This is a genomic window from Mesorhizobium sp. WSM4844 (assembly GCF_055811775.1).
In genome coordinates this window covers 1-588 of the sequence record NZ_JBVVQB010000179.1, presented here as the reverse complement: position 1 = coordinate 588, position 588 = coordinate 1, and the positions used below count along the sequence as shown (strand labels likewise).

The window sequence follows — 588 nt, the reverse complement described above, 5'->3', positions numbered from 1 at the left end:
AGGCCGGATCAGCCGGTGGCGATCTGCGTCGAGCGCAGCCCGGCGATGGTGGTGGGGCTGCTGGCGATCCTGAAGGCCGGCGGCGCCTATCTGCCGCTGGACCCGGCCTATCCCTGCGCGCGGCTGCGGCAGGTTCTCGAGGATGCCGCGCCGCGGCTGCTGCTTTGCGATGCGGCCGGACGCGCCGCGCTCGGCGCCGAGGCGCTGGCCGATGTGAGCGTGGTCGATCTGGAGGGCACCCCCGCGGCCGAGCTGCCCGCCTGCGATCCCGACCCGCGCGCGCTGGGCCTGAACGCACGCCATCTCGCCTATGTCATCTACACCTCCGGCTCAACCGGAACGCCCAAAGGGGCACAGAATGAGCATCGGGCTATTATCAATCGCCTGATCTGGATGCAGAAAGCCTACGCTCTCAATGCGACTGATGTCGTCTTGCAGAAGACGCCATTTGGCTTCGATGTCTCGGCCTGGGAATTCTTCTGGACGTTGCTTGAAGGGGCGACCCTGGTGCTGGCGCCACCGGCGGCACACAAAGACCCCGATGCGCTTGTAGACTTGATAATCAGCCAACGCATCACCACTGCACAC

Annotated in this window: 1 protein-coding gene; it reads left to right on the top strand. The window is 66.0% G+C overall.

The genetic code is table 11. From position 1 onward, the window contains the following. Window positions 1-15 precede the first annotated feature (15 nt). The coding region (locus AC0L2A_RS36330; protein WP_473612994.1) for an AMP-binding protein at window positions 16-588 on the top strand (573 nt) is incomplete at its 3' end.